The 22,878-nt window shown below is 60.0% G+C and carries 19 protein-coding genes; 6 read left to right on the forward strand and 13 right to left on the reverse strand.

What is annotated here, in order from left to right:
• Window positions 1–23: 23 nt before the first annotated feature.
• From HZ993_RS04735 to scpA, 7 genes are all read right to left on the reverse strand, one after another.
• Window positions 24–2,072: an acetyl/propionyl/methylcrotonyl-CoA carboxylase subunit alpha gene (locus HZ993_RS04735; RefSeq protein WP_209396117.1), complete on the reverse strand. Its 2,049-nt coding sequence runs from the start codon at window positions 2,070–2,072 to the stop codon at window positions 24–26.
• Window positions 2,073–2,302: 230 nt separating this feature from the next.
• Window positions 2,303–3,835 (reverse strand): acyl-CoA carboxylase subunit beta, encoded by a 1,533-nt coding sequence (locus tag HZ993_RS04740; RefSeq protein ID WP_209396118.1) that lies wholly within the window; start codon window positions 3,833–3,835, stop codon window positions 2,303–2,305.
• 63 nt (window positions 3,836–3,898) lie between these two features.
• The gene (gene meaB, locus HZ993_RS04745; RefSeq protein ID WP_209396119.1) at window positions 3,899–4,915 is read right to left on the reverse strand and encodes a methylmalonyl Co-A mutase-associated GTPase MeaB; all 1,017 of its coding nucleotides are present in this window, start codon (window positions 4,913–4,915) and stop codon (window positions 3,899–3,901) included.
• Window positions 4,908–5,306: a PIN domain-containing protein gene (locus HZ993_RS04750; RefSeq protein ID WP_209396120.1), complete on the reverse strand. Its 399-nt coding sequence runs from the start codon at window positions 5,304–5,306 to the stop codon at window positions 4,908–4,910. The genes meaB and HZ993_RS04750 overlap by 8 nt, the downstream gene beginning before the upstream one ends.
• Entirely contained in the window at window positions 5,303–5,593 is a 291-nt protein-coding gene (locus tag HZ993_RS04755; protein WP_245213818.1) for an antitoxin, read from the reverse strand. The genes HZ993_RS04750 and HZ993_RS04755 overlap by 4 nt, the downstream gene beginning before the upstream one ends.
• Before the next feature lie 70 nt (window positions 5,594–5,663).
• Window positions 5,664–6,530 (reverse strand): GNAT family N-acetyltransferase, encoded by an 867-nt coding sequence (locus HZ993_RS04760; RefSeq protein WP_209396121.1) that lies wholly within the window; start codon window positions 6,528–6,530, stop codon window positions 5,664–5,666.
• A gap of 5 nt (window positions 6,531–6,535) precedes the next feature.
• Window positions 6,536–8,707, reverse strand: a complete 2,172-nt coding sequence (gene scpA / locus HZ993_RS04765) for a methylmalonyl-CoA mutase (protein WP_209396122.1) — start codon at window positions 8,705–8,707, stop codon at window positions 6,536–6,538.
• 163 nt (window positions 8,708–8,870) lie between these two features.
• On the opposite strand from scpA, the gene HZ993_RS04770 reads away from it, so the two are divergent.
• The gene (locus HZ993_RS04770; RefSeq protein ID WP_245213819.1) at window positions 8,871–9,542 is read left to right on the forward strand and encodes a GntR family transcriptional regulator; all 672 of its coding nucleotides are present in this window, start codon (window positions 8,871–8,873) and stop codon (window positions 9,540–9,542) included.
• A gap of 84 nt (window positions 9,543–9,626) precedes the next feature.
• On the opposite strand, the gene HZ993_RS04775 is transcribed toward HZ993_RS04770, so the two are convergent.
• The gene (locus HZ993_RS04775; protein WP_209396123.1) at window positions 9,627–10,055 is read right to left on the reverse strand and encodes a TA system VapC family ribonuclease toxin; all 429 of its coding nucleotides are present in this window, start codon (window positions 10,053–10,055) and stop codon (window positions 9,627–9,629) included.
• A 4-nt stretch (window positions 10,056–10,059) separates the two neighbouring features.
• Window positions 10,060–10,335 carry a hypothetical protein gene (locus tag HZ993_RS04780; protein WP_209396124.1) on the reverse strand — a complete coding sequence of 92 codons (276 nt, stop codon included), beginning with the start codon at window positions 10,333–10,335 and terminating at the stop codon, window positions 10,060–10,062.
• A gap of 145 nt (window positions 10,336–10,480) precedes the next feature.
• Between HZ993_RS04780 and HZ993_RS04785 the strand changes: the two genes are divergently transcribed.
• The gene (locus HZ993_RS04785) at window positions 10,481–12,643 is read left to right on the forward strand and encodes a sensor histidine kinase (RefSeq protein WP_209396125.1); all 2,163 of its coding nucleotides are present in this window, start codon (window positions 10,481–10,483) and stop codon (window positions 12,641–12,643) included.
• Entirely contained in the window at window positions 12,640–13,383 is a 744-nt protein-coding gene (locus HZ993_RS04790; protein ID WP_209396126.1) for a response regulator, read from the forward strand. The genes HZ993_RS04785 and HZ993_RS04790 overlap by 4 nt, the downstream gene beginning before the upstream one ends.
• A gap of 72 nt (window positions 13,384–13,455) precedes the next feature.
• Here HZ993_RS04790 and HZ993_RS04795 read toward each other — a convergent pair whose 3' ends face one another.
• Genes HZ993_RS04795 through HZ993_RS04805 form a run of 3 tightly spaced genes read right to left on the reverse strand, consistent with a single transcriptional unit; the run spans window position 13,456 to window position 16,518 of the window.
• Window positions 13,456–14,376 carry a DMT family transporter gene (locus HZ993_RS04795; RefSeq protein ID WP_245213820.1) on the reverse strand — a complete coding sequence of 307 codons (921 nt, stop codon included), beginning with the start codon at window positions 14,374–14,376 and terminating at the stop codon, window positions 13,456–13,458.
• The gene (gene dusA / locus HZ993_RS04800) at window positions 14,363–15,346 is read right to left on the reverse strand and encodes a tRNA dihydrouridine(20/20a) synthase DusA (protein WP_209396127.1); all 984 of its coding nucleotides are present in this window, start codon (window positions 15,344–15,346) and stop codon (window positions 14,363–14,365) included. The genes HZ993_RS04795 and dusA overlap by 14 nt, the downstream gene beginning before the upstream one ends.
• A 56-nt stretch (window positions 15,347–15,402) precedes the next feature.
• Window positions 15,403–16,518, reverse strand: coding sequence for a hypothetical protein (locus tag HZ993_RS04805; RefSeq protein WP_209396128.1), 1,116 nt, complete (start codon window positions 16,516–16,518; stop codon window positions 15,403–15,405).
• A gap of 191 nt (window positions 16,519–16,709) precedes the next feature.
• Between HZ993_RS04805 and HZ993_RS04810 the strand changes: the two genes are divergently transcribed.
• Together HZ993_RS04810 and HZ993_RS04815 are read left to right on the forward strand one after the other, a co-directional pair.
• Complete coding sequence (locus HZ993_RS04810; protein WP_209396129.1) at window positions 16,710–18,383, forward strand: PAS domain-containing methyl-accepting chemotaxis protein; 1,674 nt, start codon at window positions 16,710–16,712, stop codon at window positions 18,381–18,383.
• Between the two features lie 23 nt (window positions 18,384–18,406).
• A complete protein-coding gene (locus HZ993_RS04815) occupies window positions 18,407–21,124 on the forward strand; it encodes a bifunctional diguanylate cyclase/phosphodiesterase (RefSeq protein ID WP_245213823.1) in 2,718 nt (905 codons plus the stop codon).
• Between the two features lie 201 nt (window positions 21,125–21,325).
• Here HZ993_RS04815 and HZ993_RS04820 read toward each other — a convergent pair whose 3' ends face one another.
• Complete coding sequence (locus tag HZ993_RS04820) at window positions 21,326–21,856, reverse strand: ornithine carbamoyltransferase (protein ID WP_209396130.1); 531 nt, start codon at window positions 21,854–21,856, stop codon at window positions 21,326–21,328.
• A gap of 231 nt (window positions 21,857–22,087) precedes the next feature.
• On the opposite strand from HZ993_RS04820, the gene HZ993_RS04825 reads away from it, so the two are divergent.
• Window positions 22,088–22,870 carry a Crp/Fnr family transcriptional regulator gene (locus tag HZ993_RS04825; protein WP_209396131.1) on the forward strand — a complete coding sequence of 261 codons (783 nt, stop codon included), beginning with the start codon at window positions 22,088–22,090 and terminating at the stop codon, window positions 22,868–22,870.
• Window positions 22,871–22,878 lie beyond the last annotated feature (8 nt).

A 22,878-nucleotide genomic window follows, 5' to 3' on the forward strand; every position in this document is an offset into this window, starting at 1 on the left:
TTACGCGAACTCCACCGTCGCGTTTATGCGAACTCCACAATCGGCTGGTCCACCGTCAACGACTCACCTTTCACCGCCAGCACCTTGCCCACCACACCGTCGGCGGCGGCAAACAACACGTTCTCCATCTTCATGGCTTCGATCACGGCCACGCGTTCACCTGCCTGTACTTTCTGCCCAGGTACCACCGCCACATCCACCAACAGACCCGGCATGGGCGACAGGACATAACGGCTCATGTCGGGTGCGGCCTTGTGTGGCATCAGCGCATGAAGCTCGGCCATGCGTGGCGAGATCACCAGTGCATCGATACGCGTGCCGTTGTGTTGCAGGCGCAGCGCCAACGGGTTCTTGGGCGTACCCCGCTCCACCTGGGCGGTGAAGGGCACGCCATTGACCGTGCCGTTGATGGCAATGTCGTTGATGCGCGAACCACTGCGAATCTCGTAGCTGTTGGCACCCACCCGCACGCGGGCCGAGCCGGTCTCACCGACAAACTCATCCACATGCACCGGCGTGTAGCTGTGTTTGCCGTCGTGTGCCAGCGTGACCACCACATAGTCCTTACCCACCTGCACGCCATACCCCGGCAACTGCCCGCTGATGCCCGCCGCGCGTTCACGCGATTTGCGGCGCACAAAGGCGGCCAGGGCCACCAGGAAAGACGGATCGGGGTGTGGCACATCTTCAGCCGCAAAACCCTTGCCATAGTTCTCGGCAATAAAGCCGGTGTTGAAGTCACCCGCCACAAACCTGGGGTGCGCCAACAGAGCCGCCTGGAACGGAATATTGCTGCTGATGCCGCGGATCACAAAACCATTCAAGGCCTCGCGCATCTTGGCAATTGCATCATTGCGGTCCGTGCCGTGCACGATCAGCTTGGCGATCATGGAGTCGTAAAACATCGGGATCTCGCCACCGTCCTGCACACCGGTATCGACCCGCACACCCATCAGCGCATCGGTATTGCCTTGCCACATGGTTTGTGCGGGTGGCGCAAAACGCACCAGGCGACCGGTGGAGGGCAGGAAGTTGCGGAACGGGTCTTCGGCATTGATACGGCACTCAATGGCCCAGCCATTGCGTTTGACCTCAGCCTGGGTCAGCGGCAGCTTCTCACCTGCGGCCACACGGATCATCAGCTCCACCAGGTCCAGCCCGGTGATGCATTCGGTCACCGGGTGCTCCACCTGCAGACGCGTGTTCATCTCCAGGAAGTAGAAGCTCTGGTCCTTGCCAACCACAAACTCCACAGTGCCCGCGCTCTGGTATTTCACCGCCTTGGCCAGCGCCACGGCCTGCTCGCCCATGGCCTTGCGCGTGGCGTCGCTGATGAAGGGAGATGGTGCCTCTTCAATCACCTTCTGGTGGCGGCGCTGGATGGAGCATTCGCGCTCGTTCAGGTACAGCACATTGCCATGGCTGTCGCCAATCAACTGGATCTCGATATGGCGGGGTTCTTCGACAAACTTCTCGATGAACACGCGGTCATCCCCAAAACTGTTGCGTGCCTCGTTGCGGCAGGAGGTGAAACCTTCGAACGCTTCCTTGTCGTTGAAGGCGACACGCAGACCCTTGCCGCCGCCACCGGCCGAGGCCTTGATCATGACGGGGTAACCAATGCCCTTGGCAATCTCCACGGCCTTCTCGGCTGTCTCAATCGCGTCGTTGACACCGGGAATGCAGTTGACCCCCGCCTTGCCCGCCAGCTTCTTGGACTCGATCTTGTCGCCCATCGCAGCAATCGAATAGTGCTTGGGGCCGATGAAGATGATTCCCTCTTCTTCCACCCGCTTGGAGAACTCTGCGTTCTCGCTCAGAAAGCCATAACCCGGGTGCACAGCCTGGGCACCAGTCTGTTTGCAGGCGGCAATGATCTTGTCGGCCAGCAGATAACTCTCGCGGCTGGGTGCGGGGCCGATGTTGACGGCCTCATCGGCCAGCTCCACGTGGCGTGCCTCCTTGTCGGCATCGGAATACACGGCCACGGTCTTGATGCCCATCTTGCGGGCGGTGGCGATGACACGGCAGGCGATTTCGCCGCGGTTGGCGATCAGAATTTTTGTGAACATGAAAAGTCTCCTATTCGGGAATCAGTTTGTTGGCCTTGCGGATAGACGTGAAACGTCATCGTCCGAACCAAAAAGGCATGTGCGGTCTCAGGCATACCAGTCCCCCAAGAGCGGTTTGCCCAGGGGCTTTGCGCAGGTAAAGGAGGAGCCCGCAGGGCGGGGGACACGGAGCAAAGTCCGTGGGCAGACCGCTCGCACGCGATGGAAGATGCAACACATGAAGTGCATTCCTACAGCGGAATATTCCCGTGCTTGCGCCAAGGGTTCTCCAGCTTCTTGTCCTTCAGCATCACCAGCGAACGGCAAATGCGCTTGCGGGTTTCGCTGGGCAAAATCACATCGTCAATAAAGCCGCGCGCGCCCGCCACAAACGGGTTCGCAAACCGCGCCTTGTACTCCGCCTCTTTGGCCGCCAGCTTGGCCGGGTCGCCCTTGTCCTCTCGGAAGATGATCTCCACTGCGCCCTTGGCACCCATCACCGCAATCTCGGCATTGGGCCAGGCCAGGTTCACATCGCCACGCAGATGTTTGGACGCCATCACGTCGTACGCACCGCCATAAGCCTTGCGTGTGATGACCGTGATCTTGGGCACCGTGCACTCGGCATACGCATACAGCAGCTTGGCCCCGTGTTTGATGATGCCGCCGTACTCCTGCGACGTGCCGGGCATGAAACCGGGCACATCCACAAAGGTGATGACGGGGATATTGAACGCATCACAAAAGCGCACAAAACGCGCCGCCTTGATGGAACTCTTGATGTCCAGGCAACCTGCCAGCACCAGCGGCTGATTCGCCACGATGCCAATCGTCTGTCCGTCCATACGCGCAAAACCGATGATGATGTTCTTGGCGTACTCGGGTTGTATCTCGAAGAAATCGCCATCGTCCACCGTCTTGACGATCAGTTCCTTCATGTCATAGGGCTTGTTGGGGTTGTCCGGGATCAGGGTGTCCAGGCTCAACTCCTTGCGGTCAATCGGGTCGCCGCTCTTGCGCACGGGCGCCTTTTCGCGATTGGAGAGCGGCAGGTAGTTGTACAGGCGGCGCAGCATCAACAGCGCCTCCACATCGTTCTCAAACGCCAGATCGGCCACACCGCTCTTGGTGGTGTGGGTGACGGCGCCGCCCAGCTCTTCGGCCGTCACCTCTTCGTGCGTTACCGTCTTCACCACTTCAGGCCCGGTGACGAACATATACGACGAGTCTTTCACCATGAAGATGAAGTCGGTCATAGCCGGCGAATACACCGCGCCGCCAGCCGAAGGCCCCATGATCAAGCTGATCTGCGGGATGACGCCGCTGGCCATGACATTGCGCTGGAATACATCGGCATAACCGCCCAAAGACGCCACACCCTCCTGGATGCGGGCGCCGCCGGAGTCGTTGAGGCCAATGACCGGTGCGCCCACCTTCATCGCCTGGTCCATGACCTTGCAAATCTTCTCGGCATGGGCCTCGGACAGCGCGCCGCCAAACACCGTGAAGTCCTGGCTGAACACAAACACCAGGCGGCCATTGATCATGCCGTAGCCGGTGACCACGCCGTCGCCCGGAATCTTCTGGTCTTGCATGCCGAAGTCCACACAGCGGTGTTCAACAAACATGTCCCACTCTTCAAACGTGCCCTCGTCCAGCAGCAGCTCCAGCCGCTCGCGGGCGGTGAGTTTGCCTTTTTTGTGCTGGGCGGCGATGCGTTTCTCGCCACCACCCTGGCGCGCGAGCTCGCGCTTGGCTTCCAGTTGTTCAAGGATGTCGTGCATGGTGTCCTTCTTTGGTAATCAGTGATTGAAGTTTCTGAAAAATGCTATGAATTGAATAGCTACTTAACTAGTAATGGCGAGGGCTGCAAGCAGATTTCGTGCAGCAGTCGAGGCCGCCAGCTGCCCTGCAGCCACCGCACGTGTCATCTCTGGCAGACTGGCCTGCACGGCGGGGTTTTGGCGGAAGGCCTGCTTCAAGCCAGCATCAATACGCTCCCACATCCAGGCCAGGGCCTGGTGCTGGCGGCGCTGGGCCAGCTTGCAGTTGGCTTGGCCGAGGCTTTGGAACTCGGTGACGGATTCCCAAAAGGTATCGACACCCGTGCCCTTCAGGGCGCTGAGTTGAATCACCTTGGGGTGCCAGTTGGTCTTGACATGGGGCTCGTGGTCCGGGCTGCCATGCATGCCCAGTAGCCGCAGGCTGGAACTGATCTGTGCCCGTGCCCGCATGGCAGCATCGGGATCAATATCGGCCTTGTTGACGACCACCAGGTCCGCCAGCTCCATGACGCCTTTTTTGATGGCCTGCAGGTCGTCACCCGCATTGGGCAGCTGCATCAGCACAAACATGTCCGTCATGCCCTGCACCGCCGTCTCGCTCTGGCCCACACCCACGGTTTCGACAATGACAATGTCGTAACCCGCCGCCTCGCAGACCAGCATGGCCTCGCGCGTCTTCTCGGCCACACCGCCCAGCGTGCCGCTGCTGGGGCTGGGGCGGATGTAAGCCTCTTCGCGCATGGAGAGGTGCTCCATACGCGTCTTGTCACCCAGAATGGAGCCGCCCGATACCGTGCTGGACGGGTCAATGGTCAGCACCGCAACGCGGTGGCCTTTGCCAATCAGGTACAGACCCAGGGCTTCGATAAACGTGGACTTGCCGACACCCGGCACACCACTGATGCCCAGGCGGAACGACCTGCCCGTGTGGGGTAGCAATGCGGTCAGCAGCGCATCGGCCTGCACGCGGTGGTCGGCACGGGTGCTTTCCAGCAGCGTGATGGCTTTGGCGATGGCGCGGCGCTGGGCAGGCCCGCGCGACAGCAAATCGTCCACCTGAGATGCCAGAAAGTCAGACAACCCAGTTCTCCAGCTTCAAGCCCTCAACACGCTCGAACTCGCGGGTGTTGTTGGTAACCATAGTGGCGTCGAGTGCCAAGGCTTGGCAAGCCAGCAGCAAGTCCCGCTCGCCGATGCGTTGCCCTTTGGCCTCCAGCGATTTGCGTACCCGCCCGTACACCCAGGCGGCATCCTGACCCCAATCCTGTATGGGGAACTTCGACAGAAAATTCTCCAGCTTGGCGCGGGCCCCGGGGCGTTTGCTTTTTTCAATGCCAAAGGCCAACTCCGCCACCGTGACGGTGGAAATCACCAGTGACTCGCGACCGACCTGAATCAAGCGCTGCAGAACGTGCGCAGGTTGCTCGTTGATCACATAGATGCAAATATTGGTATCCAGGAGATAGGTCATGGCAACAAGGGCTCCCGATCGGGTTGGGGCCACTCGTCGCTGCGCTCCAGCTTGAAGTCGGGCTCAAACGCGGCCACTGCGGCCAACACCTGTTGCGCCCAGGTTTCGCGGTCTGGTTTCGGTCGCAGAATGATGGCATCCCCTTGCCGCTCAATGGTCACTTCCGCTGTGTTGAAGCGAAACGCCTTGGGTAGGCGTACGGCCTGGCTACGGCCAGTGGTGAATACCTTGGCGACGCTTGGCGCCGGCATCGCAGAATCCGTGGTGGTTCGGGTTGTGGCGGTCATGATGGCTCCCGGCTATTTGATATATACCAATAGTACATATCAAATCCAAAAACACAAGTGTCCAATTTGCTCATGGCATTTGCGCCCGTGGGTCTGCAGTGGGGTCAAAGCGGGTCACGCCCGGAAAGGCCTGCGGGCTGCGCCAGGCGGGTGGTGCCTCTACGGTGGCCCAGTATTCGTCCACTCCGGCAATACGCCCGTCGTCCACCCGGAAAAAAGAGGTCGCAAAAAACTGGTTGGGCGGATGGTCCACACGCGCCAGTGACAGGACACGCCCGTCCTGCAAGTGCTCCACCTCCAGCAGGTGGATGGTCCAGCCCTCGGGGTAGCGCGCATTCACGTCGATCAATGCATCGGCTCCGTTGATGCGTTCACCACTGGTCCACCACACGGTTTGCACGTCGTCGTACAACAGGGAGCGGGCCTTGGGCCAATCGCGCGCCTGCAAGGCCGCCCAGAAGCGGCGCACGGCGCGCACGCTGGGCGTGGCGGGCATGCGCAAATAGTCGTTGTCCCACTCGCCCTCACCCACCTTGGCAAAACCCCAGCGCAGGTAGAAACGGTTGGCATCACTGCCCTTGAGAGCGCACAGCTCCACCGGCAATTGTTCGGCATCGGCCTGTTTGCACACCCAACGCATGGCCTTGGCGCCCAGGCCGTGGTTCTGCCACTGCGGGTCAATGTAAAGATGGTCCAGGCGGAAGGCGTGCGACAAATGCTTGAGCACGATAAAACCCACGCGCTGGCCTCGCACTTCAATATGGTGGGTGCTCTCAGGGGAAAATCCCTCGGCCAGACGTTCGCGCGCACGCGCCTCGTCGTAGCGGCCCAAGCGTGTCAGGCTCTCGCGCATGGCGCGCAGGCGCAATGCCAGTAGGGCCTCAAAGTCATCGGCTGTGGCGGGCACCAGGGCCCAACCACCGTGGTGGGACGCCATGGGTTCTACCCCAACGCTTTCTGGATCTGGTCCAGCACATCGCGCGCGCTCACCGGGATGGGCGTGCCCGGGCCGTAGATGCCCTTGACGCCGGCCTGGTACAAGAAGTCATAGTCCTGGCGCGGTATGACACCACCCACAAACACCACAATATCGTCCGCGCCCTGTTTCTTCAGTTCGGCAACGATGGCGGGCACCAGGGTCTTGTGTCCTGCTGCCAAGGTGGACAGGCCCACGGCGTGCACGTCGTTCTCAATCGCCTGGCGGGCGCATTCCTCGGGTGTCTGGAACAGCGGTCCCATGTCCACGTCAAAACCCAGGTCGGCAAAGGCCGTGGCAACCACCTTGGCGCCACGGTCATGGCCATCCTGGCCCAGCTTGCCTATCATCACGCGCGGGCGGCGGCCCTGGGCTTCGGCGAAGCCGGCGATGTCTTTCTTGAGCTGTTCCCAATATTCCATCGTGTCGCCCGTAGCGGAGTCGTAGGCGGCGGCATACACGCCGCTGACCTTGTTGGTATCTGCGCGGTGGCGGCCAAAGGCTTTTTCCATCGCATCGCTCACCTCGCCCACGGTGGCGCGCAGGCGGATCGCTTTGATGGACAGGTCCAGCAGGTTGCCTGAATTGCTTTCTGCTGCAGAAGTGATAGCAGACAAGGCAGCATCCACGAGGGCTGCATCGCGTTTTTGCTTGATAGTCTTGAGCCGAGCGATCTGCGAATCACGCACCGCCACATTGTCAATGTCACGCGCGTCGATGGCATCTTCGGTCTTGAGCTTGTACTTGTTGACGCCGACGATAACGTCCTGCCCGCTGTCGATGCGCGCCTGTTTGTCCGCAGCCGCGGCTTCAATCTTCAGCTTGGCCCAGCCGCTGTCCACGGCCTTGGTCATGCCACCCATGGCTTCCACTTCTTCGATGATGGCCCAGGCGGCGTCGGCCATGTCCTGGGTCAGCTTTTCCATCATGTAGCTGCCAGCCCAGGGGTCGATCACGTTGGTGATGTGGGTCTCTTCCTGGATGATGAGCTGGGTGTTGCGGGCGATGCGGGAAGAAAACTCGGTCGGCAGTGCGATGGCCTCGTCAAACGAATTGGTGTGCAACGACTGTGTGCCGCCAAACACGGCAGCCATGGCCTCGATCGTGGTGCGCACCACGTTGTTGTACGGGTCTTGCTCGGTCAGGCTCCAACCGGATGTCTGGCAGTGGGTGCGCAGCATCAGGCTCTTGGGGTTCTTGGCATCAAAGCCTTTCATGATGCGGCACCACAGCAGGCGCGCGGCGCGCATCTTGGCCACTTCCAGGTAGAAGTTCATGCCAATGGCCCAGAAGAACGAGAGGCGCCCGGCGAACGCATCCACATCCATGCCCTTGGCGATAGCCGTCTTCACATATTCCTTGCCGTCTGCCAACGTAAAGGCCAGCTCCAGCGCCTGGTTCGCGCCGGCCTCTTGCATGTGGTAGCCGCTGATGGAGATCGAGTTGAACTTGGGCATGTTCTGTGCCGTGTACTCGATGATGTCGCCAATGATGCGCATCGATGGCGCAGGCGGGTAGATGTAGGTGTTGCGCACCATGAATTCTTTCAGAATGTCGTTCTGAATCGTCCCGATCAATTGGTCCTGCGCCACGCCCTGCTCTTCGGCCGCCACCACGTAACCTGCCAGCACCGGCAGCACCGCACCGTTCATCGTCATCGATACGCTGACCTTGTCCAGCGGGATCTGGTCGAACAGGATCTTCATGTCCTCCACGCTATCTATCGCCACACCGGCCTTGCCGACGTCGCCCGTCACACGCGGGTGGTCCGAGTCATATCCACGGTGGGTGGCCAGGTCGAACGCAACGCTCACCCCCTGGCCACCTGCCGCCAGTGCCTTTCTGTAGAAGGCATTGCTCTCCTCGGCCGTCGAAAATCCTGCGTACTGGCGAATCGTCCACGGCCGCACCGCGTACATGGTGGCCTGCGGGCCGCGCAGGTAGGGCTCAAAACCGGGCAGCGTGTTGGTATAGGCCAGGTGGGCCGTATCGTCGGCGGTGTACAGGGGTTTGACGGCAATGCCGTCGGGCGTGATCCAGTTCAGGGCATCCACATTGCCGCTGGGGGCGGACTTGGCGGCCGACTTGGCCCAGTCTTGCAGCGTGGCGGCTTTGAATTCGGGTTGGCTTTGGGTCATGACGGGTCCAATGAATCAATGTGCAGGGGCCATATCCAGGTGCCGATCACCAGGTGCGCAATCGAAGACCATTGTGGTACGGCGCCGGAATTTTGGCGATGCCGAAGTTTACATTATTTATAATTATTGATTCAAAATACGTATTCACACCTACAATTCAGGCATGCCAGACTTGATGACCGCCGCACGCTCCGGCCCTTCCCTATCCCACCGCGCGCTGTATGAAGACGTGGCCGAGTTGCTGCGCCAGCGCATCTTCAAGCGCGAGCTGGAGCCCGGTAGCTGGATAGACGAACTCAAGCTTGCCGAGGAATACGGCATCAGCCGCACCCCCCTGCGCGAAGCCCTGAAAGTGCTGGCCGCCGAAGGCCTGGTGACTATGAAGGTGCGCCGCGGGGCCTATGTGACCGAGGTGTCCGCCAGCGACCTGGCCGATGTGTACCACCTGTTGAGCCTGCTGGAGAGTGATGCGGCGGGTGTAGTCGCCACCAAGGCGACGGATGCAGAACTGGCCGAGTTAAAGGCCCTGCACGCCGAACTGGAGGCTGCAGCCCTGCCCGGCACCGCCAACACCGACGCCTTTTTTGCAGTCAACGAACGCTTCCACATGCGCCTGCTGGAGATCGCCAACAACCGCTGGCGTGACCAGATGGTGGCCGATCTGCGCAAGGTCATGAAGCTGAACCGGCACAACTCGCTGCTCAAGACCGGGCGCATTGGGGAATCACTGGCCGAGCACCGGGCCATCATGGCGGCGCTGCTGGCGCGGGATGCACAAGGCACCGCGCTGCGCATGCGGGAACACTTCAGCAATGGCCTAGCAGCGGCTAACTAGGCATCCAAGCATGCTACTATTTTAGTAGCAACCTAGTTATATATTTCGGGGGCTATCGACCGATTCGGTCATTAACCATGCCGCTCACAGCTTTACCAAATGCTCTGCACGTGCACCATGCACTGCACTCAGCGGGATACGCTGGTCAAAACTGACCAAGCGCCCGCCATTCTTTACAGCCAAAGCCAGTAGATACAAATCGGTCAGCTGGCCGTGGCTGTGCATATGCGTGTGGTGAAAATACTTGGCATCCAGCAGGCTGATGTCATCACTCCACAACATGTGAAAAGCCGTGGTGGTGGAGCCATGCAACATGGATACCAACACCGCCAACGGTTGCGGGCTGCTGTAGCCAGGCTGGCTCATGATGCGCAAGCAGCCGTTTTGTGTCAGCGGGCAACTGGCCCAGCCATGCACGATGTTGGATTCGAACCAAAGTGCTGCGCGCTGGTGGTGTACATGGTCCCCGTCATGCAGGGCAATCAGCACATTAATGTCCAGCAGCGCGCGCATGGCGTTAAATGCCCTCGGCGTCGCGCAGCCGGTCTACGAGCTCGTTGCTGACAATGCCTCCCCGCGTAGGCAAGGGGTGAATGCCATAGCTGGCCAACCGTTCGGACACTTGCGGGGCTGCCGCACCAGTTGCCCCTGCAGCATGCGTAATGCCTTCGGGATTCAGAAAGGCACGGCGTGCAAGGTCGCTGATGATGGTGCCCAGTGGCTTTTTCTCGCGCTGCGCAATTTCTTTGGCGGCATAAAGCACGTCGTCTGCAATATCCAAGGTTGTACGCATCAAAGCCTCCACTTACCAGATGCTTGATGTTAACGCATCAAACATCACTTGTCACCACCGAATCATGCCGCGGCGGGCGAAAGACTGGACCACGCCACGCCGTTAGTGCATTCTTACGCCAGTGCCGCTACGGGAACATGCGTCAATGGCCCACCACCAGCAAAAAAACCAACCCAACAGCGCCGTATACGACAGGCTGGCGCAGATACGGCTCAATCTGATCGAACGCATGTGGTGGACCATGGCCGGTCTGGCCGCCGTTGCGCTGCCGGTCATGGTGTGGCGGCTGCATGTCAAATATCTGGACCCCGAGGCGGGTTCACCGCAGATCAATCTGATCTTCGGCGGGGTTTGTATATGTATGTTGGCCCTGTTCCCGCTACGCCGGCGCATTCCCCTGGCAGCCCGGTCCGCCGTACCAGTGGTCTTGTTGTCGGTCTCGGGGGTGGTCAGCCTGTTTTTCTTTGGCGCCGCGTCCACCCTGTTTATCTGCCTGGTGCAGGCCAATTTTTTGATCAGCACGCTTTACACCTCGCGGGCGGGGGCCTGGGCCAACGTGGCCACGACCACGCTCGCCCTGCTGGTGGGCCTGGGTTATGTGACGGGTTTTCTGCACACCGATAGGGATCTGAACGAATACGTGCTGTTGCCCAGCACCTGGATCATCTTCCTGCTGGGTTCCACACTGCTGCCCACGCTGATTTTGTATGCCATTGGGGACTACCAGAGAACCATTGTGGCCTTGTTGCAGGAGGCCGAACGCGCCACCACCGCCAAGACGCAATTTCTGGCCCACATGACCCACGAGCTGCGCACGCCCCTGGCGGGTGTGATTGGCATGTTGGAAATGGCGCACCAGCGCAGCCACGACCGAGCCGTCAACCACTTGCTGGATGTTGCGCGGGACAATGCCGAATCCCTGCTCAACCTGGTCAACGACGCGCTGGACCTATCCAAAATCGAGGCAGGCAAACTCACACTGCAAGAAGAGGTCTTCAACCTGCCGGAGTTCCTGGCGTACAGCCTCAGAATCTTTGCGCTACGCGCCGAACAAAAGGGCATCGTCTTCAGCCACAGCGTTGACCCAAGCCTGCCCCCGCTGCGCCGTGGCGACCCGCACCGTTTACGCCAGTTGCTGTTCAACCTCGTCGGCAACGCGCTGAAATTCACCGACCACGGCAGCATACGTGTGGAGGTGCAGACAGCCCCCGCCGTTACACCGGCCGACGGCGGCAACGGAATACGGATCACGGTGCGTGACACCGGCATGGGCATTGACCCGCAAGACCTGCCCAACCTGTTTGGTGCCTATGTGCAGGCCAACCCAGCGGTGGAACAACGCTTTGGCGGAACCGGCCTGGGTTTGCGGATTTGCCAATCGCTCGCGCAGGCCATGGGTGGCAACATCGCCGTGGAAAGCCGCCTGGGTGAAGGCTCGTGTTTCACGGTCACCTTGGCGCTGCCCCTCGCCACCGATGCAGACCGGGCTGCACACCCATCGACCAACAGCCCCATTACAACACCTGCGCACAACAGCCACCGGCTCAACGTATTGCTGGCCGAAGACACCCCCACCAACCAGATGGTGGTGATGGAGATGCTGCGCGGTATGGGGCACACCGTCACCCTGGCTGTGAATGGAAGGGAAGCCCTGCGCGTGGCCGGGCAGGACGTGGTTGACGTGATCCTTATGGACCTGCGCATGCCATTGCTTGATGGCCTGGCTGCAACACGGCTGCTACGCAAAGGTGGAGATGCGTCCAACCCGGTGCTGGACCCTGACATCTACATCTGCGCTCTGACCGCCAATGCCATGCAACACGACCAGGACGCAGCACAGGCCGCGGGCATGCAGGACTTTTTAGCCAAGCCCGTACGCCAACATGCACTGTACGTAGCGCTGCAAAGAGCCATTGACTACCAGCTGGCACGCGGCAGACCACTGGAGCCGGTGTCGGTGCCGCCCGCAAACGAGGGCGACCGGCAGCAGTTGGAGGCATGGCTGGGCCTGGTTCCGCAGCCCCCCACCCCGTCAGACGGGCTGCAAGCAGTCTTTCTGCAAGATGCGGCCCAGCGCCAGGTGTTGCTGGCCCAGGAAGTGGCCCACGCCAACTGGCCCGCGGTGCACGAGATTGCGCATGCAATAAAAGGTGCCGCGTTGACGGTCTCCAGGGATACACTGGCATCGGCAGCCGGCGCGCTGGAAGCGGCCTGCCAACAGGGCGGCAATGGCAACATCGACCACAGGCAGCAGCTTGCGCAACATTTGTTGCGGTTGTTGCAGCAGGTCCAGGAGGACGGGGCATGAACATACTGCTAGCCGACGACGACAACGTCTCCCGAATGGCCCTGGCCGAGGCCTTGGGTGGCCTCTGCCGCAATGCCCCACTACTGGTCAACGACGGCCAACGGGCGCTGGAAAGCTTGCAAAAAGGCTACCTGGCCGATCTGGTCATCACTGATGTGCGCATGCCAAACCTGGATGGCCTGGGCTTGCTGAAAGCGCTCCGGGCCGACAGCCGCTTTGCCCCACTGCCCGTGATGCTGATCACAGCCTTCTCTGAACGCGATCTGGTCGCCCAGGCGCTGCAACTGGGGGTGCAGGGTTTCATTCTGAAGCCGGTCACGCCAGACGCCCTGCTGCGCGCGCGCAATGTGGTGGGACGTTTCCACGCCAGCTTGACCGAAGGCATGACCGCCACCATGCACCGCCTGTCCATACTGCCCGACCGGTACTGGACCTACGTGGAAACCTTGGCCGCACAGGGCCACACCCTGCAGGAAACCGCTCCGCTGAAAACGCTGCTGGCCGATACAGCCGGGCACTCCATTGCAGATGTGCGCTCGGCCCTGAACGCCTGCCTGGGCGCCAGCAAGGTCCTGGGCGCCCGCCCGCTAGAAAAAGCCCTGCTGCAACTCGATGCCTTGCTGGTGTCTGCGCCCCAGCCGGGAGACCCCCGGTTGGCTTTCGCCGTACACACCACCCGCCTGCACCTGCACTGGCTGGAGGTCTACCTTCAGTTCAACCGCGCCACGGCCACGCCTTAGTGCAACGGCAGATTGCTATTTTTTAATAGCTACTCGTCTATATTTTACGGGGGCTAGAGGCACTTTTTACCACTAGCGTTTGCTCACCAGGTAGACCCCCGGCAGGATCAGCGCCGCACCGGCCACATGGTGCCAGCCCAGTGGCTCCCCCAGCACACCCCAGGCTGCAACCGCTGCGTACAGCGGCCCCAGGTACAGCGTGACGGCCACGCGGCTGGCGCCCAGAATCTTCTGTGCCCAACCGTAAATCCAGTAGGCCCCCAGGCCGGGTGCCAGCGCTGCCGTTACCACCATACCCGTCGCGGACCACGACCATGGGGGCGTGCCGGGTTGCAGCGATTCCCACACCGCGCAGGGCAGCAGCACTGACACACCACCCGCGCAAATCGCCGCCAGCCGGCCGGTAGACCCCAGCGGGCTGGGCCAAAGCTTTTGCAGCAGCGCGTACGCCGCCCAGGCCACCATGGCAGCCACAATCCACGCGTCGCCTGCCACCCACTGCACACTGCCCAGCGCCATCCACTGCCCTTTGACGATGACGTGGACTACGCCGCTCAATGCAACCACCACACCCAGCGCCTGCAACCAGCGAAAACGCTCGCCCAAAAACAGAACTGCCCCCAGCGCGATCAGCACGGGGGATGCGGAATAGATCAACGCTATGTTCATGGCCGCCGTGGTCTTGGCGCCTATATAGACCCAGGCCCCACAGACCAACATGCCGCAAAAGCCCAGCACCACATATTGATACCACACCGCCGCAATGGCACGCCGCTGCGTCCATAGCTCCTGGCGCGCAACGACCGCCAGCAGAATACCTGCCAACGCCCATCGCCCCAGGGCCAGTGCATAAGGCTCGATGACACCAGGCGCGCGCCGGGCCACGATGTAGTTCACCGCCCACAGCGCGGGAACACCCCAAATAGCGAGGCGTGCCAAACGCTCCAGCCGCTCACGCTGGGCGGGTGCCTGCGCCGCGTCAAGCTGCGGCAAAGGCGCTCCCGTGGGCTTGCTCCATCACCACGTGGGCGGGTTGGGTCTTCAGGTGATGATCACTCCACACCTGGCGCCAGTGCCGTGCACCGGGCATACCATGGCGCAGGCCCAGCATGTGGCGGGCAATGTGGCTCCAGGGCGTGCCGTGCTCGGCGGCCTCGCGCGCCATGTACTCCACCATCTGCTGCTCCACCGATTCGCGGGTGATATCGGACGGCGCTGCGCAGTAAAACGCGGCGTCCCATTCGCTCAGAATCCAGGGGTTGTGGTACGCCTCACGGCCTATCATGACGCCGTCCACCTGCTGCAGTTGCTCGGCCGCCAGTGCGTTGCTGTTGATGCCCCCGTTGATGGCGATGGTCAGGTGCGGAAACTCTTGCTTGAGCCGGTGCACCAGCGCATACCGCAACGGCGGCACCTCGCGGTTGGCCTTGGGAGACAGGCCCTTGAGCCAGGCGTTGCGGGCATGCACGATGAAAACCTTGCAACCCGCCTCGCTGACCGTGCCCACGAAATCGCGCACAAATTCATAACTCTCGGTCTTGTCGATGCCAATGCGGTGCTTGACCGTGACCGGCACATCCACCATATCGACCATGGCCTTCACACAGTCGGCCACCAATTGCGGCTCGGCCATAAGGCAGGCCCCAAACGCGCCGCGTTGCACGCGCTCGCTGGGGCAGCCGCAGTTCAGGTTGATCTCGTCGTAACCCCACTCTTCGCCCAGCTTGGCGCAGCGCGCCAGGTCAGCTGGCTCGCTGCCGCCCAGTTGCAAGGCCACAGGATGCTCTTCGGCGTTGAAACGCAGGTGGCGCGCCACATCGCCATGGATCAGCGCACCGGTGGTCACCATTTCGGTGTACAGCAAGGCGTTCTTGCTGAGCAGGCGGTGGAAGTAGCGGCAATGGCGGTCTGTCCAGTCGAGCATGGGGGCGACGGACATGCGCCAGGGATTGGGTTCGGTCATTGTTCTGCGGGATCGGGGAGTTGGGTGATTTTCGCAGATTGACTGCTCCGGCAGTTTCAACCGACCGGCTTTGCGTGCGCTTTCAGATAAGCCACGTCTTCATGCACGGGGTTTTTTGGGCTGGCACCACCGTAGCATTCAGCATCGGTCTCGGCCACCATGCGCTCAAAGTTCGGGTTGCTGGCCAGGTAGGCCAGCACCAGCCGTGACAAACCTGTTTCAGTATCGAAGTGAGACAGCGTGGGATCTCCAAAGAAACCCCTGCGTGGGCTGCCATCATTGGCCAGCGCATCTAGACCCTGAATGCTGTGCATTTGGTCGATCACAGCCGGCAGTCTGGAGTCGATTTTATGGGTCCACTCCGCCAGATCGTCCGCCGTCTGGATGGAGAATGCCCCTCCAACGATCTCGTCAAAGTTTCTTTTGTAGGTCAAACTGTGCCCTCGCCCGGGAACGCCGGTCGACAAGGCTTGCACATAGTGGTTAAGTACCGAGAAGCGCATAGTGACCCAGGCTCCACCTTCATTGGGATATCCGCCGTGCACAAAGTCGCAACGAATGTCTACTTGGTCAGTCTTGGCAACAAATGACTGGTGGTCGTCGCCGCTACTTACCTTGGTGAATCCCTTGGCAAGCAGCACGGGCTCCACGTGCGGGAGCAGGGATTCCGCAATGTACGGGTGGGCAAGGATCGGGATCGGGACAAGCTCCGTGAAACGCAGCTCAGGATGCGCGCGGTGTCGGAACCCACATATCTGCTGCACGAGTGACGCGGGCACGCCAAAAACCGCGTCGTAGCCTTTCTCACGCCTGTCTTTCTTTGCTTGCGCCAGAATGCCTGCAAGCAACTGAGGAGGCTTGCCTTCCACCGCGAGGTGGTCGTCACCCTCATCCAGGGTATGCGTAACCTGCCACTGTTGCAGGCCTTCGCGGTAGAGGAAGGCGAGCGAGGTGTTCACGTTGTCGTACTCCGAGCAGCCCACCACCACACAGCCGTTGGACAAGACTTCCATGGTTGAGCGCTTGATCAGCGGGTGCCAGAACTCATCCATCACCACCACAAAGCTGCCATTTGGCAGCACCGCACCGGCGATCCTGCAGCTGCCCTCCCGGACTTCTATCCCCGTATCTCGGAGCAGCAGATGTTTAAGAACGGCATTTGCAGGCTTCATGCCAACCGAAATCCACGAGACTGCTGTACCCATATTTACCCTCCCCAAGTAGAGCCGCAGGATCCGTAAGACGACTCCGCGACGGTTAGATGATTCAGTTCTTTCAGAATTGTCGGCAGTTGATCCCGGTCAAGCCGCACCGAATATAGGCTATCCATACTGCGGGCATTACAAACCACGGGAGTTCTGCCATGCGTTCAAATCTACCGGTTTTCCAGCAGGAATATGCCTTTCCACCGGACCAGACATTGGTCTCGGTGACAGACCTGAAAGGGCGCATAACGTATTGCAATCCCGCCTTTGTTGAAGTCAGCGGTTACCAAGCCGCTGAATTGCTGGGCCAGGCACACAACTTGGTCCGCCACCCGGATATGCCAGAAGAGGCGTTTAGGGACATGTGGGCCACCATTCAGGCCAAACAACCGTGGACCGGGTTGGTCAAGAACCGCCGCAAAAATGGAGAGTTCTACTGGGTGCGTGCCAATGCCACCCCTATGGTTGACGGTCAGCAAATCACCGGTTACCTGTCGGTACGCACCGCACCAGCACGCGAAGAGGTAACCGCGGCTGAGGAGTTGTACAAGCGCATGCGCGCCGAGGCCGCCTCGGGTCGCCCGGTTCACGTGCTGCGCCAGGGCAATCTGTTTCGCAACGACTGGATCGGAAAGCTGCAACGCATGCTTACGCCCGGTCCCGTGGCACAACTGGTGCTTGTTCAGTGCCTTGCGGCTCTCGCGCTGCTGGGTGGCGTGTCGCTCGACTTGCCTATGTATGCATTGGCAATGGTGGCAGCCGGTGCCGGTGCTGCTGCGGTGTGGTACACCTTTGCCCTCACCATCCGTCCACTGTCTTCTGTGTTGCTGGATGCGAATCAATTGGCCGCAGGTGATCTGTCGCACAAGGTTCGGGTGGGCGCCACGGGTGTGGTGGGCAAACTCCAGCAGGCGATGATGCAGATGTCTGTCAATCTGCGCACAGTGGTCAGCGATGTTCGCCACGAATTAGATCAGTTCAGTGTTGCAGTCCGCGAAATTGCGGATGGCAACCACGACTTGTCTGCCCGCACCGAGGCCCAAGCCAGTAGCCTGGAGGAGACTGCGGCCTCTATGGAACAGATCCACGGGACCGTGCAGCAAAGTGCTCAGGCCGCACAACGCGGGTCTCAAATGGCCAGCGAAACCAGCGCCATCGCATTGCGCTCCAATGCGTCTGTCCAGACCGTAGCGCAAACCATGGAGGCTATTGCGACATCTTCAGGCCGAATTACTGAAATCATTCACCTGATCGAGGGCATAGCCTTCCAGACCAACATTCTGGCGTTGAACGCGGCGGTAGAAGCTGCAAGAGCCGGCGATGCGGGGCGTGGATTTGCCGTGGTAGCCAGCGAAGTGCGCTCGCTGGCACAGCGCACATCGGCCGCGGCGCGTGAGATCAAGACGCTGATCGGTGAATCCTCAGTTTGCGTGGCCAATGGCGGCCAGCAGACGAAAGAAGCCTTGGCCCGGATGGACGCTGCGCAAATGGCTGTCGACAAGGTCGCCGCGGTTCTGGATGAGATCAGCCACACGTCACATGAGCAGACCTTGGGCATCTCGCAGATCAACGAGGCTGTCACCCAGATGGATAGCATCACCCAACAAAACGCCGCCATGGTGGAGCAATTGGCTGCCACCGCTGGCGCGCTCAACGAGCAAGTTTTGGGTGTGACCAATTCCATGCGCCTGTTCCGACTGAAGTCAGGCGACCGGACCGTGGCCCAGGCCGACGCGGTGGACTTGCGGCGCACCGCCAAGCTGTCCGCGCAACTAAATCCCCAGCAGCTGGTCCGCGGCGCCGTGCGCCTGCAGCTTGCACACGCGGCATAAGAAACATACGTGTCAAGCGCGTCATGAAACCAGTACCCAAACTCATGCCTGATAGTCCCCGAGCACGTTTCATCCTGTACAGCACAGCGGGGTATTTTGTGCTGGCCATGGCATGGATATTCCTGTCCGACAAGTTGCTGTCAAATCTTATTGATGTGCACTCCATGGTTTGGCTATCTACCGTAAAGGGTATGTTTTTTGTGCTTGCCACCACCGCCATGTTGCGCATCGCATTGCGGATTGTTTCCACGCTGCCAACCGCAAACGGGGGATCCGTTCTCTCCCATGTGGCGCACAGTCATGGCCCAATCAAAGGCCCCAATGTAACCAACTATTTCCTGGCAGTGGGGTTGCCATTAACCATGCTGTTGGTGCGACAGTCGGTCGGCAGCACTGACCACCCTCTGTTGATCTTGCTGGTTCTGCCTGTCATCCTCAGTGCATTGCTTGGCGGGCTTCTGCCGGGCTTGTTAGCCACCGCAGTGGCTGCAGTCGGCTCTACCATCGTTGATCCGGTGCCGCACGGCCTGCGCACCATGGACGGGCGCGACGCGCTAGCGCTGGCCCTGCTGGTGCTCAATGGCGTTGTAGTCAGCTTCCTGAGCGAGTTGCGCCGCCGTGCACAAATCAAAGCCCATGAGAACGAGGAACTCCTGAACGCCGTAGTCTCCGGCACGTCTGATGTGGTATTCGTCAAGGACCTTCAAGGACGCTACCTGCTGATCAATGGCGCAGGGGCGCGCATGATGAAAATGGCGCCGCGCGATATCCTTGATAAAGACGACACCCATCTTTTCCCCTCGCCCAATGCCCAGGAACTCATGGCCAGTGACCGTGCCATCATGCAACGCGCGATGACCCAGACCCATGAAGAGTCTCTGCCCTTCCCTGACGGTCAGGAACACGTCTTCCACGTCACCAAAGGGCCCGTAGTAGACAAGCAAGGACAGGTTAGAGGTCTGTTCGGCATATCGCGCGACATCACGGAGCGCAAGAAGGCCGAGATCGCGCAACAAATCGCCACAACCGTATTTGAGGGTAGCCAGGAGGGAATTTTGGTGGTCAACCCGCAGAAGCGGATTGTCAAGGTCAACCCAGCCTTCTGCCGCATTACGGGTTACGCTGCCGAGGAAGTGTTGGGACAGCAACCCCACATGTTGTCATCAGGGCAGCATGACGCAGCGTTCTTTCGCAGCATGTGGACCGCCATCCATGATCAAGGCTTCTGGCGCGGGGAAATCTGTAATCGCCGAAAGAACGGTGAACTGTATTCAGAGTTCCTGTCGATCTCTGCGGTCCGCGGTCCTGATGGTTCGGTTCAAAACTATGTGGGCTCATTCACAGATATCAGCAAGTACAAAGAGCATGATGAGCAATTGAACCGTATTGCCCACTACGATCCCCTCACCGGCTTGCCAAATCGTCGCCTGTTGGTCGACAGATTGGAGCAAGCTTTGCGCAGTGATGTGAGCAACAAGCGCATGTTAGCGGTGTGCTTTCTGGATCTGGATGGGTTCAAGGGCATCAACGACCAATATGGTCACGCAGCCGGTGACGCACTTCTAGTCGGTGTGACCCGGAATCTGGCGCAGGAGCTACGCGCAGAGGACATACTGGCACGAGTGGGTGGCGACGAGTTTGTGCTATTGCTTGCAAACATGGAGTCTCCCGAAGCCTGCAGCCAGGCGTTGGACCGTATGCTGCTGGCGGTTGCCACACCGGTAGATTTGCCGCAAGCGGGCATCAGCGTCAGCGTTACAGCCAGCCTCGGTGTGACGCTATACCCACAGGACGAGGCAGACACCGATTCGCTGCTGCGCCATGCCGACAAAGCCATGTACATAGCCAAGGAATCAGGGCGCAATCGCTACCATCTGTTTGACTCCGACAGCGACCGACGCGCACAGCAACATAGCAAGATGTTGCATGTCTTGCAGAACGCCCTACAAGCTGGCGAGTTTGTGCTGTACTACCAGCCGAAGGTGGATCTGTTGAACGGTCGCGTAGTCGGAGCAGAGGCACTGATTCGCTGGGCACACCCCGAAAAGGGTGTTCTGTCCCCAGCAGCTTTCATTGACCATATCAACGGAAGCAGCTTGGAACAGCCCATAGGCCAGTGGGTCATCGAGGCAGCATTGACCCAGGCCGAGCAGTGGTACTTGCAGGGACTGAACTTGCGGGTCAGCGTCAACATCAGCGCCCACCACTTGCTGCATCCTGATTTTTGCGAGCAACTGAAACTAGCACTGCAACGCCACCCCAACCTGCCACCAGCCAACTTCGAGTTGGAGGTGCTGGAGACCGCAGCGCTCAACGACATGGACCAGGCGGTGGCCCTGGTTGAATGCTGCAAACAATTGGGTGTGCACTTCTCGTTGGACGACTTTGGCACAGGCTACTCTTCGCTGTCCTACCTTCGCCGCCTGCCGGTGGACGAGTTAAAAATCGATCAAAGTTTTGTGCGAGACATGCTTACCGATGACGACGACAGAGGCATCGTGCAGGCTGTAGTGCAACTGGCCCGTGCCTTCGGGCGTAAGGTAATTGCAGAGGGCGTAGAAACCAAGGCGCACGGTGCTGCCCTTCTTTCTATCGGGTGCCATTTGGCACAAGGCTACGGCATTGCCCGCCCTATGCCCTCTCACGAATTCAAGGACTGGACGGCCCGCTGGCACACGGAAGCGCCGTGGAAGGAAGTTGCCCAAGTAGCGACTGAGATGGAGACGATTGCTTTTTCGTGATCAATCCAGACGACGGCATGGTAGGTTGGCAAGTAAAGGGTACCTGAGCAATGGAAGAGTGAGGTCCAAGATGCAGAAGAGTGCGCGCAGGCGCTTTGATCTTTGTTAACAAGCCAGTCGTGACCGTATATAACAACCGGTGGGAACAGCCTTGAGGTGTTTGAAACACCCTACGTTGTGCAGCACAGCTGCTCACTGCATCTAAACCAAAGTTCCCAGAAGCACTGCCTGTACAACGCGGCGCCGCGCGTCGTCCGGAAGTCCGCTGCCAGTCCGCTCCGACAACGCCGCTGCAAGAGCGGCAGTACGGTGTTGGGCAGACGCCAGGCCTTGAAACACGGGTATGCCTGCATACAAGGCGATTTGCTGAACCAGCTCCACGTCCATGCCACCGCAATCCAGTGCGTCGTAAAGTTGGCCGAGCATCCGCGCGGTGCTTTCCACTTCTTGTGCAGTGCTGGATTGGGTCAGCCCAGGGCGTATATGGGCAACCTGCGCACCCATTTGCGTGGCCGCAAGCTCAAACAACTGAAACTCCTCCCCAATGACTGCGGGGTAATCACCGGTGAATTCGGACAGCAAAGCCAGCCTGCGGCCTTTCAATAGGCCCGCCAGCATTCCTTTCTTCGCGGCGCTGCCCATGATGCGGAGGTTTTCCAAGACAGCATTTTTCTCCTCTGGCGACATCGACCGCTCTGAGGAGGGCGTGCAAAGCGTAGGCAGAAAGGGCATGGCGGAGCGACTACAGATCGTGCAAAGTGGCGTACTGCCAAGAGTAGCCAAACTGCCTAGTTCGCTATTGACCTAGGTCAAACGAAAGGCGGTCAACGCACACCGCTGTTGGTTTGATACACACGGTTCACACAGTGTTACCAACCGATGCATGGCATTGTTACTGCATTTTCTGCACCCGTTCAACATTCAGTCCATCGCGCCACACCATTGACTGATCTGGAGACGACCATGTTGAACTACTCACCCGCCCCCATTGCAACCCGTGCCCCGATCATCGCGTGCAGGCCGGCTAAGTCACATACAGAATTTGACGGCCGCACCAGCCAACACATCGTCGAAGTACTCAACCTGCTACTTGAAGTGCTGGAGCCGCAGCGGCGTATCGTCCGGCCCGGCGAAGCCGTATACAAAGCGGGCGATGGTTTTGGCAATCTGTACGTACTGAACTCCGGCTTCTGCAAAATCGTCAACCAGACTGCAGACGGACGCGAGCAGGTTGTTGGTCTCAAGTTCCGCGGCGACTGGATGGGCTTTGACGGCATTGCCAACGGCCGCTTCGTCTGCGACGCGGTAGCACTGGACACCGGTGAGGTCTGGGTCATCGGTTACGACGCGCTAATGGCTGCCTGTGCACGCCATATCAAACTGTTGTCAGTGCTGCATGAGGCCATGAGCCGAGAAATTGCGCGCGACCGCGACTCGTTGATCTCGGTCTGCACACTACCGGCCGATGCGCGCGTTGCCGACTTTTTGCGGTACTGGGTGCATTGCCTTGGGCGCAGTGGCATGCGTACCGACCAGTTCACCTTGCGCCTGACGCGCGCGGACATTGGCAACTACCTGGGCATGACCATAGAAACCGTGAGTCGCTCACTGACCCGCTTGGCACGCAGCAAATTGATCGGATTTACCGAAAAAGGACGTCGCGACATCCACATCCCGGAGATCGATGCGTTGACGACCTTTGTGCAAAGCTACCTGACGCCCCCAACCAGCACAGCTCTGCACTGAGTCAGCCG

The sequence above is a fragment of the Rhodoferax sp. AJA081-3 genome, assembly GCF_017798165.1.
Classification (GTDB): domain Bacteria; phylum Pseudomonadota; class Gammaproteobacteria; order Burkholderiales; family Burkholderiaceae_C; genus Allorhodoferax.